9 protein-coding genes and 1 pseudogene are annotated in these 10,446 nt (G+C 57.9%); 2 read left to right on the top strand and 8 right to left on the bottom strand.

The window, feature by feature from the left end; genetic code table 11:
* The first annotated feature begins 198 nt into the window (after positions 1-198).
* Both AB4043_RS07110 and AB4043_RS07105 read left to right on the top strand, forming a co-directional pair.
* Positions 199-1,347 (top strand): acyltransferase family protein, encoded by a 1,149-nt coding sequence (locus AB4043_RS07110; protein ID WP_442300359.1) that lies wholly within the window; start codon positions 199-201, stop codon positions 1,345-1,347.
* Positions 1,348-1,390: 43 nt separating this feature from the next.
* A complete protein-coding gene (locus AB4043_RS07105; RefSeq protein ID WP_442306750.1) occupies positions 1,391-2,110 on the top strand; it encodes a M15 family metallopeptidase in 720 nt (239 codons plus the stop codon).
* A 61-nt stretch (positions 2,111-2,171) separates the two neighbouring features.
* Here AB4043_RS07105 and AB4043_RS07100 read toward each other — a convergent pair whose 3' ends face one another.
* The 8 genes and pseudogenes from AB4043_RS07100 to AB4043_RS07065 all read right to left on the bottom strand — a co-directional run bounded on the left by AB4043_RS07100 (position 2,172) and on the right by AB4043_RS07065 (position 10,354).
* Positions 2,172-3,557 (bottom strand): nucleotide sugar dehydrogenase, encoded by a 1,386-nt coding sequence (locus AB4043_RS07100; protein WP_442300644.1) that lies wholly within the window; start codon positions 3,555-3,557, stop codon positions 2,172-2,174.
* 34 nt (positions 3,558-3,591) lie between these two features.
* Positions 3,592-4,566 carry an SDR family oxidoreductase gene (locus AB4043_RS07095; protein ID WP_442300357.1) on the bottom strand — a complete coding sequence of 325 codons (975 nt, stop codon included), beginning with the start codon at positions 4,564-4,566 and terminating at the stop codon, positions 3,592-3,594.
* Between the two features lie 74 nt (positions 4,567-4,640).
* Positions 4,641-6,077 (bottom strand): deoxyribodipyrimidine photo-lyase, encoded by a 1,437-nt coding sequence (locus AB4043_RS07090; protein WP_442300356.1) that lies wholly within the window; start codon positions 6,075-6,077, stop codon positions 4,641-4,643.
* A 30-nt stretch (positions 6,078-6,107) separates the two neighbouring features.
* Positions 6,108-6,446 (bottom strand): cytochrome C oxidase subunit IV family protein, encoded by a 339-nt coding sequence (locus AB4043_RS07085; protein WP_442300355.1) that lies wholly within the window; start codon positions 6,444-6,446, stop codon positions 6,108-6,110.
* Positions 6,447-7,160: a cytochrome c oxidase subunit 3 family protein gene (locus AB4043_RS07080; RefSeq protein WP_442300354.1), complete on the bottom strand. Its 714-nt coding sequence runs from the start codon at positions 7,158-7,160 to the stop codon at positions 6,447-6,449.
* 4 nt (positions 7,161-7,164) lie between these two features.
* Positions 7,165-8,543: pseudogene (locus tag AB4043_RS07075) on the bottom strand (cytochrome c oxidase subunit I).
* The gene (coxB, locus tag AB4043_RS07070; protein WP_442300352.1) at positions 8,540-9,583 is read right to left on the bottom strand and encodes a cytochrome c oxidase subunit II; all 1,044 of its coding nucleotides are present in this window, start codon (positions 9,581-9,583) and stop codon (positions 8,540-8,542) included. Before coxB ends, AB4043_RS07075 begins: the two are co-directional and overlap by 4 nt.
* 9 nt (positions 9,584-9,592) lie before the next feature.
* A complete protein-coding gene (locus tag AB4043_RS07065) occupies positions 9,593-10,354 on the bottom strand; it encodes an SCO family protein (protein ID WP_442306749.1) in 762 nt (253 codons plus the stop codon).
* Positions 10,355-10,446: the final 92 nt, after the last annotated feature.

Raw genomic sequence — 10,446 nt, 5'->3', positions numbered from 1 at the left:
TTGCCCATGTGTTGTGTGGAGAGAGATGCGAAACCTGTTGTGGTTCAGCCCGACTATAGGGGCTCACCTACATCGGGGATTACGAGGAAAGTCTTAGCTTTTTGTGATGGACCACTCGGCCCTGCTTTTTCATCAACTTACATCTGCCGGTTTTTCTGGCCGGTTTCCGATTACGTATGTAACCATGGAACACGCCGAATGAATACGACATTAACCGCGACGTCCACAACGGCCATTGCACCCGCGAAAAGTCATTACATCGTCCTGGACGGCTTGCGGGGTGTCGCGTCCCTGATGGTCGTGATCTTCCACACCTTCGAGGCATATGCGGATGGAAATCCGATCAAGCAGATCATCAACCATGGTTATCTGGCGGTCGATTTCTTCTTCCTACTCTCCGGCTTCGTCATTGCCTACGCCTATGACGATCGCTGGAGCCGCATGGGCCAGTGGGAGTTTTATAAGCGGCGCCTGATCCGGCTGCAGCCGATGGTCGTAATGGGCAGTTTGATCGGCGCGGCCCTCTTCTACTTCCAGGGCGGCAGCATGTTTCCGCTGGTGAACTCCACTCCGGTCTCGAAGATGCTGCTGGTTATGCTGCTGGGCTGCACGCTGCTTCCATTGCCGGTCTCCCTGGATATTCGCGGCTGGAGCGAGATGCATCCGCTCGACGGTCCCGCATGGTCACTCTTCTTCGAGTACATCGCGAATATTCTGTATGCGCTTGGTCTTCGAAAGCTTTCGAATCGAGTGCTGTGGGTACTTGTATTATTCGCAGGAATCTTTCTTGGACAGGTCGCGATCTTCGGGCCGCGTGGCGATCTGATCGGCGGCTGGTCAATCAATGCGGCGCAGCTTCACATCGGCTTCGCACGCCTATTGTTCCCGTTCCTTGCAGGCATGCTGTTGATGCGTGTGGGAAAGCGAATTCATACTCGGGCCCCCTTCGGCATCTGCACGCTGCTTCTGATAGCAGCGCTTGCCTTTCCGCGATTGGGCGGAGCACAACATCTCTGGGTCAACGGGATCTACGATCTCCTGTGCGTTGTCGTCGTGTTCCCCATCATCGTCGCGATTGGGGCTGGAGAAAAGCGTGTCGATGGCCCATCCATCCGCATCGCCCGCTTCTTCGGAGACCTCTCTTACCCGCTTTACATCACGCACTATCCGCTGATCTACATCTATACCGCGTGGGTAGTGCAGGAGAAAATCCCGCCTGCTCGCGGAGCGATCTGGGGAGTAGTCCTTCTGATTGCAGCAGTGTCGATCGCATATGCCTGTTTGAAGCTCTATGACGAACCGGTCCGCCGTTGGCTCAGCCGTCGCTTCCTCGCAAGGGCTTCCTGAACCCGCATTGCTCTCGCGCTTATGCCATGACACTATCTGAATCATGAAATGCTCTCCGTGGTGGGCTGCCTGTTGCGTGCTCGCGTTGACCTCGGCGCTGGCTCAATCACCGGTCTTCAAGATCACGCCTCTGCGTCCGGTCGAAGAGCTCCGCAAGGAAGCATTGGCGACCCAGCCTCCCCATGAGGAAGRCGACTTCCTAAAACCAGACCTTGCCGAGTTGGTGCGGCTCGACCAGACGATCAAGCTCGACATCCGTTACGCCACCGCGAATAACTTCCTGGGCACACCGGTTTACACACAGGCGCGCGCCTTTCTACAACGCCCAGCGGCGGAGGCGCTCGTGCGTGCAAGTCAGGAACTGCGGCCGTTGGGTTATGGCCTCATCATCCACGATGGCTACCGGCCCTGGTACATCACCCGCATCTTCTGGGACGCCACACCGGATAACCTGAAGATCTTTGTCGCCGATCCCAAAGCCGGCTCAAAACATAACCGAGGCTGCGCCATCGATCTCTCGCTCTACGACCTCAAAACCGGCACGGAGGTCACCATGCCTAGCGGCTACGACGAGATGACCGAACGCGCCTATGCCAATTACACCGGCGGAACCGAAGAGGAACGCAGYCGGCGAAGCATTCTGCGTCATGCGATGGAGAAGCAGGGATTTCAGGTCAATCCAACGGAGTGGTGGCACTTCGACTACAAAGACTGGAAGCAATATCCAATTCTGAATCGTCCCTTCGAAGCACTCGGAAACTAGAGAGCAAAAGAAAATGCGACGGCCTTCGCCGTCGCATCTCCTATTTCAACCTGCTGCGGCCTTAGCAGTGATAGATCTTCGGGGAACGAATGCCACGCGTCGCATTGCGTGTATCGACCACCAGCCTGGACTCGGCAACGATCTTCTCGAAGTCGTAGGCGGAGTGATCCGTCACGATCACCACGCAATCGTACTGGTCGAGGTTCTCCAGAGGAGCGCTCTCGGTGTTCAGCCAGTACTTACGCCCTGATCCCACGCGCGGGAAGTAGGGATCGTTGTAACGTACCTCGGCGCCCTTCTTCTCCAGCATCTCGTAGATAGGCAGCGAAGGCGATTCGCGCAGGTCATCGATATCTTTCTTGTACGCAAGGCCGAGCATCAGCACCTTTGCGCCCTTGATGGACTTGCCCTGATCGTTCAGCGCATTCACCACGCTGCGGATCACATGCTCCGGCATGCTGCGATTCACCTCACCGGCAAGCTCGATAAAGCGTGTCGAGAAGTGATACTCCTTCGCCTTCCACGAGAGGTAGAACGGATCGACAGGGATGCAATGGCCGCCGATACCGGGACCAGGATAGAAGGCCTGGAAGCCAAAGGGCTTGGTCGCCGCCGCATCGATCACCTCCCAGATGTCGATGCCCATGCGCATGCAAAGCTGCTTGAGCTCGTTCACCATGGCGATGTTCACGCAACGGTAGATGTTTTCGAGCAGCTTGGTCATCTCGGCCGTTGCCGGTGTAGAAACGCGTACCGTGCGCCGGAAGATGCTGGAATAGAGGACCTCGGCAGCCTCAGAGGCACGACGATCGATACCGCCGATCACCTTGGGGATGTCGTGGCGCTCCACATCGGTATTGCCCGGATCCTCGCGCTCTGGCGAAAAGGCAACCATCACGCCATCCAGCTCTTGCGGCGTCTCCGCCGCTTGCGAGTGCCGGTCACGCAGCACCTGCACATCGGTCTCTTCGCCGATGCGGTCGATGGTGGCAGCAATAATCTCTTCCGTCGTTCCCGGATAAGTCGTGCTCTCCAGCACCACCAGCTGACCGGCGTGAAGATGGGGCGCCAGCGCCTCAATGGTGTTGACGACGTAGCTCATGTCCGGAGCGCTGTGGTCGTCAATCGGCGTCGGAACGCAGATCAGAATTGCGTCGAGATAACGGGCCTCAGAGAAATCAGCCGTCGCGACAAAGCCGTTCTTCTGCGCTGCCTGAATGCTCTCCGCCTCAATGCGGTGAATGTACGATTTGCCCTTGTTGAGAAAGTCGACCTTCAGCGGATCGACATCAAACCCGGTAACCGCAAAACGTTCGTCACTGAATAGTAGAGCCAGCGGCAGACCAACATAGCCGAGACCTACAATTCCTACCTTCGCTTCGCGGTTGGCAATACGATCTTTCCATGCATCAAGTGTCGCAGCTTCGGGTGCGACCGCCTTACGGATGATGTGAAGTGGAGTCACGTACCAGAATCTCCCTCTAACTTCTTATGAGTTCTTCGGTATTTGAGGAGTACGCACTACTCAAATACCAGGCAACGGTGCGTCGCAGTCCCTCTTCAAACCCAACGATCGGGGTGTAGCCAAAGGCTTCATGGGCGGCAGTGACATCTGCCTGTGAGTCACGGACATCTCCGGTGCGCTCCGGCCCATACTGAGGGGGCTCAGCATAGTTCAATAGATGCGCGATGACGGCATAAGTCTCATTGAGAGTGTGCCGTTCTCCGCACGCGACGTTGAAAACCCGTCCCGCAACCTTCTCCGCCGGAGCGGACATCGCCAGCAGATTGGCATGGACAGCGTTATCAATGTAGGTAAAGTCACGGCCTTGCTCGCCATCACCAAAGATCACCGGCCGTTCGCCCTGCATCATCTGCAGCGTAAACTTCGCCATCACACCGGAGTACGGCGAGTCCGGCACCTGACGCGGACCAAAGATATTGAAGTAGCGCAGGCACACCGTCTCCAGACCATAGACCTGCCAGTAGCTCTGCATGTAGAGCTCACCTGCCAACTTCTGCACTGGATACGGTGCAATCGGCTGCGGCTTCATGGTCTCAACCCGAGGGAATCCGGGTTGGTTGCCATATGCGGATGACGAAGCGGCATAGACCACGCGTTTCACATTGTTCGCGCGCGCCGCTTCCAACAGATTGAAGGTGCCGTTGATATTGGTTTCGTGGCTTGGCCGCGGCTTCTTAACCGAGCGCGGCACCGAGGGCAAAGCCCCCTCGTGAAAGATGTAGTCCACGCCTTCGCACGCCTTCATCACGGCATCCGCGTCACAAAGGTCGGCTTCGACGAAGTCGATCCCATCCATCACCGGCGCGAGATTCTCGCGCCGTCCCGTAGCAAAATTGTCGAGCGCCCGGACCTGCTCTCCACGGGCAACTAACGCTTCCGTCAGATGCGATCCGATAAAGCCGGCAGCTCCTGTAATCAGATACTTCGCCATAATGACCGATAAACCCTTAAACGCAATTATTGCTTCTTCGACTCGGTAATGAAATAGCACCTGGTCCGAATTTTCTACCCTATCTGCCGGATATATCGTTTCGAGTCGAACTTTCGCCCGGTAGATTCGCGCGACATATACCGGATCTTCCCAAAGATAGGCCGCTCATTCCATGGCCGGTCGAACTTTCCCAGCATCGCCCAGGCGATACCGGCGTATCCATTCGGATCGCGCCCGTCGAGGAAGTACTTGTCGTTGAGATGGATACCTCGCCGCACCGCTATCTTCACGCTCGGCGACCATTCCAGGATCTTTTTCGCCCAGTACATGCGCATGACGTTGTGCATCCAGCCGAAGTCAAGCATCTGGCGCTGTGCCGCATTCCACAGGTCGTCGTGGGTCTGGGCAGCCTCCAGTTGCGCCAGGGAATACAGGTGCGGCCGTTCGTCCCTGGCATGCTCCACTATCGTTTGCTTAGCCCAGTTCTCCGCTGCGGCGTCCGAATCGTAAACGTCATGCTGAAACCAGCAGTAATTGATCGCCAGCTCCCGCCACACCAGAAGCTCATTGAAGTAGCTGTCGCGGGCGGACTTCAACCCAGGCTCTTTCTTCACCGCCTCCTGCACGGCAAGCGCGATTGCCAGCGGCCCGATGTGGCCAAAGTGCAGGTATGGCGAAAGCCGTGAGCTGCCATCCAGCTCCGGATGATTGCGGTCGTGCTCATACCCTGCGAGCATCTCCCGCACAAAGTGCCGCAGCCGTTTCATCGCCGCACGTGTTCCTCCGGTCCACTCCTCGACGGGAAGGACGCTGCGGTCCAGGTCTCTCCATCCCCGCGTGATGTCGAGATTTAGATTCTCCGCTTGCAGTCCGCGTGGATGCCTCCAGGCATGCTGCGCAGTGGGATTTCGGTAGGGCTTCAGGAAATGCGGCCATAACTTTTGTACGCGCGGCCTCAGCGTATAGGCCCCGTATTGAGCTTTTTCCAGCAATCGCGAAGGCACCACCACATCAGCATCCACCGTCCAGAACGGCATATCGATATGCCGTGCAATATGCCTGCGCCAGCTCTCTGGTGCACGCATCGGGTTCTCATCTCCGATGACGATGGCGGCCTTCGCCTCAGCGAAGAACTTCAGGTGATCCTCATGCGGGGGACGGCGAACAACAAAGCTGACATTGCGCTCCGTCAGGTCGTGCTCAACATCGCGCAGTCCCTGGTTAAGAAAGGAGTAATGGCGCAGGTTGGCATGCGGAAAGTTCGAGATCGCGGCGAAGTACACCACGACCGGCAGGCCGAGTTCGTTGCCCAGATCGATTGCCGTATCCAGTGCATGATTATCGACGCCACGTTCAGCGCGCTGCATCCAGTAGACGACGCATTTTCCAGCCCTGTCCGGCATCCCGCAACGACGCACGGTCACACGCGGGTCTTCCGCAATGGCTCTGAGGGTGTCGGGCAGCTCCAGCAAATCGGTCATATCAATAAGAATGCGGCCCGAAGGCCGCATTCGTGTACTGCAATTTCAGGTAGCTTTGCCTTACCAAAGTCCCCAGGCGCGACTCATATAGTCACTCAGCGTCATCGCAATCAGGACGAGGAAGGTGAAGACGCCGGCGCCGATGGTCAGCTTGAGCAGCTTGGACTGGTACTTCATGTGCATGAACCACAGGATCACCACCGTCGCTTTGATGACAGCAATGAGGACAGCCACGATCGGGTTCAGGGCGCCCATCTCGACATAGGCGGCCGCCACCGTGATCGCGGTAAGCGCCAGCAGTGTGCCGTAGATAGTCAGATAGACCGAGGGCCCGACGATGTGGTGCTCATGATGCTCGGGATTCGTGATGTTTGCAGGGTCGTGATGAAGATCCGACATTTACTTTGCTCCCAGATCGATGAGATACAGCAGCGGGAAGAGGAAGATCCAGACGATATCGACGAAGTGCCAGTACAGACCGAAGTTCTCGATCGGCGCAACATAGCCTTCGGTGAACTCGCCGCGGTTAGCGCGAACCATGTACCAGAAGATCAGCACAATGCCGATGATCATGTGCAGGGCGTGCATGCCGGTCATAGCGAAGTAGAGCGAGTAGTAGACCTGCGTCTTCTGCGCCATATCGACGCCAAGCTTGCCGAAGTCGGCAATCGAAAACTTCAAGCCCGGGATGTGGCTGTCGTGCCACTTCTCGGCGTACTCAAAGTACTTCACCACCAGGAAGGCGATACCGAAGAAGTTGGTCAGACCCAGAAAGTTGACCAGCGCCTTACGCTTGCGCGTCTCCGCCGCCCACACGGCCATCGCCATGCAGAAGCCCGACGTGATCAGGATGCCCGTATTCAGCGCGCCCAGCTTGATGGAGAGCGTGTGGCTGGCGGCGACGAAGGCCGGGTTGTACCAGTTGCGGTACAACAGGTAGGCCATGAACAGACCGCCGAAGAACATGATTTCGGTCAGGAGGAAGAGCCACATGCCGAAGCTTGCCGCCTCGCGCTGCTGCTCCTCCGTCTCAAAATGATGCCGATGCTGCGGCAGATGCACGTGTTCGTGCTCGTGCTCCTCGTGCAGCTCGCCGGGTTGCGTTACTACCATCGCGTTATCCAACGGTCGTCACCTCTTGTTTCTGCTTGTGGGCCAGCCACTCAAAATCGTATGCCTCGTAGTCGACATACGGAATCTCCGTAAAGTTCTCGGTCAGCGGCGGCGACTGCAACTGCCACTCCAGACCGGTAGCCTGCCAGGGATTAGGACCAGCAATCTCACCGTACTTCAGCGACCACGCCAGGTACAGGATTGGCAGCAGATAGCCGACGCCCAGAACCGTTGCGCCCGCCGTCGACAGCACATTCAGCACCTGGTAGTCAGCCGGGTACGCATGGTAACGGCGCGGCATGCCCAGGTAGCCAAGAATGAACTGCGGGAAGAACCCTTATACAGCGTCGCCGACCAGTTGAAGATCTTGATAGCTGAAGGCACGGCAACCAGCATGGTCAGCAGTGAGAAGACCAGAGCCGAGTAGTTGGAGACACCCATGATGAACATGTGGTGCGCCCATACGAAGAAGCCGAAGACCGCGATGGCCACGGAAGAGAAGGCGACGGCCGTATAACCGAAGACGCGTTTACGGCTGAAGTTTGCCATCACTTCGGAGATCACACCCATGCCCGGCAGAATCATGATGTACACGGCGGGGTGCGAGTAGAACCAGAACAGGTGCTGGAAGAGCAGCGGATCGCCGCCCTTGGCCGGGTCGAAGACTCCCAGGCCAATCGTACGCTCCAGAACCACCAGGACGATCGCAATGGCCAGAACCGGTGTACCCAACACCATCAGGATGGAGGCAGCGTAGTTCGACCACACGAACAGGGGCATACGGAACCAGGTCATGCCCGGTGCGCGCATACGGTGAATCGTCACGATGAAGTTCAGACCCGTGAAGATCGAGCTGAAGCCGGCGACGAAGATCGCCAGACCGGTCGTAATCACGTGCGTGTTCAGATAGTGCGTCGACAACGGCGTCGTGAAGGTCCAGCCCGTGTCCACACCACCCAGAACCAGCGCGGTCAGCGTGAAGGTGCCGCCAATCAGGTACAGGTACCAGCTCAACAGGTTGATCTTCGGGAAGGCAAGATCCCTTGCTCCGATCATGATCGGGATCAGGAAGTTGCCGAGTGTTGCCGGAACCGAGGGCACCAGGAACAGGAAGATCATCACGATGCCGTGCATCGTGAACATCTTGTTATAGGTGTCGGCAGCCAGCAGGTCACCTGCAGGAGTCAGCAGCTCCAGACGCACCAGGCCTGCAAATGCTCCACCCAGGAAGAAGAAGCCGGTGATCGAGATCAGGTACAGCATGGCGATGCGCTTGTGGTCTCCGGTCAGGAGCCAGCTCAGCAGGCCGTGCTCAGCGTTCAGGTAATTCCGCTTCGGAAGAGCAGCAGTGCTCTGATCCGGAAGGCTAACGATAGTGCTCATGGCTTCACCATCCCCGGCGTGGTCGGCGCCGCTTCTGTGGACGTTGCTGTGGTCAGCGTTTGCTGCACACGATAGTTGGTCTTCAGAGACTTGAGGTACTCCACCAGATCGATCAGGCCTTCTTCGCTGATCTGGCCCTGGTAGGTCGGCATAATCGGCTTATAGCCGGCCGGAACGTGCGACGACGGATTCAGGATCGTGTCGCGCAGAAACGCCTCGTTGGCAAGCTGCGTCGATCCGTCTTCCATCTGAACCTTCTTGCCGTACAGACCGGCGAGGTTTGGTCCGCGGGCGCCGGCAGCGCCGGTGTGGCACTGGTTGCAGCCCAGGCTCGCAAACAGGCGCTCACCGTTCTGTGCCAGGCTCATGCCGCTGGTCGAGGCGTCAGTCCACTTCTGGTAATCGTCTGGCGACAGAGCCGTGACCGTACCGATCATGCCCGAGTGCAGCGTGCCGCAGTACTGGGTGCAGAACAGGTGATAGACACCCGGCTCGGTGGCATTGAACCACACCGTCGAGTAGCGGCCGGGAATCACCTCACGCTTCACGCGGAACTCGGGGATCGAGTAGGAGTGGAACACGTCCTGCGAGATCATGGTCAACTGCACCGGACGGCCTGTGGGCACGTGCAGCGTGTTGATCTCGTGCTGGCCGCCTGGATGCTCGGCCTTCCACATCCACTGCTTGCCGACGATGTAAATGTTCATCGAGTTGGCAGGCGGGTTGTAGATGCGGAAGTACAGCAGCGCGCCCCAGACGAAGGTCACGAGGAAGATGACCAGCGGAATGATGGTCCAGGTTGCTTCCAGCAGCGTGGAGCCTTCGATCTGCGTCGCCTCGGGGTTGCGCTCCTTACGGTAGCGGAGCGAGAAACCGAAGATCAGCGCGCCGACGATCAGCACACCGACAAGCGTCATCGCCAGCAGGAAGAAGTAAAGAGCGTCGGCATAGGGAGCAATGGTCGACGCCTCCTTCGGAAACAACGCCGAAGAGGTGAGCCACTTGTTTAGAAATTGCCAAAGTACCGGACTGATTCCCATCGTTTCCCTTTATCCGTTCTGTCGCTTCGTCAAAGAATGATCACGTCCCAGCCTTACATCCCGCCGGAACATCAAGAACATGAACCCACCCAGGCCGGCCACGGTAACCATGCCGCCCAGTTGCACCACACGCGACACGATCAGGCTGTGCTTGTTCTGCTGTGGGTCGTAGTGATAGCAATACGTCAAAATGTTGGCGACCGGCGAACCGATCTTGTTGCCGGAAGCATCGATCAGGCCGAGCAGCAGATCCTTGGGCGAGTACTCCACGCCCATGTAGTACTGCGCCAGCCGTCCCTCGGGTGTCACCACTTCCAGCGCCGAGGCATGCGCGAACTGCGAGGTCTGCCCATCCGGGCTCTTTACCTCGACATAGCCATAGCCTGTCGCCTGTGAGGCCGCATCGATCGAGGTCTTCGGTCCGACCAGAAAGTGCCAGCCGTTCGCCGTCTCCGGGTGTCCATACCGCTTCACATACATCGCCTTCTTCTCGGCCGCATCCTGCGGGGTCTCCCGCGGATCGATCGAGACCATCACGATGTTGAAGTCACTGCCCGGCTTCAGCTTCACCATCTGAAGAGCGGAGGCCATGCCATCCATCTCCTCTGAGCAAAGCATCGGGCAGCGGTAGTACACCAGAGCAAAGAGCCCGGGCTTCTTGCCGTCGAAGTAGTCGTTCAGCGTGACGGACTTTCCGGTCTCGTCCGTGAACGGAACATGCAATGGCAGTGGCGTATTCAGGTGCTGCTCCACGCCTACGCGCTGCAGCACGGTCGGCAGTTGCCCGCCGCTGACTTCGCCAGTCTGTTTGTCACCATAGCCGCTGACCTGCCCTGTTTGTCACCATAGCCGCTGACCTGCCC

It is taken from the genome of Terriglobus sp. YAF25, from assembly GCF_052113305.1.
Lineage (GTDB): Bacteria > Acidobacteriota > Terriglobia > Terriglobales > Acidobacteriaceae > Terriglobus.
This window is presented reverse-complemented; position numbering and strand designations above follow the sequence as displayed.

Bases quoted from the DNA above. Each gene is read 5' to 3' on its own strand.
- AB4043_RS07110 (WP_442300359.1), top strand. From the start codon at position 199: ATGAATACGACATTAACCGCGACGTCCACAACGGCCATTGCACCCGCG.
- AB4043_RS07095 (WP_442300357.1), bottom strand. From the start codon at position 4,566: ATGGCGAAGTATCTGATTACAGGAGCTGCCGGCTTTATCGGATCGCAT.
- AB4043_RS07090 (WP_442300356.1), bottom strand. From the start codon at position 6,077: ATGCGGCCTTCGGGCCGCATTCTTATTGATATGACCGATTTGCTGGAG.
- AB4043_RS07085 (WP_442300355.1), bottom strand. From the start codon at position 6,446: ATGTCGGATCTTCATCACGACCCTGCAAACATCACGAATCCCGAGCAT.
- AB4043_RS07080 (WP_442300354.1), bottom strand. From the start codon at position 7,160: ATGGTAGTAACGCAACCCGGCGAGCTGCACGAGGAGCACGAGCACGAA.
- coxB (WP_442300352.1), bottom strand. From the start codon at position 9,583: ATGGGAATCAGTCCGGTACTTTGGCAATTTCTAAACAAGTGGCTCACC.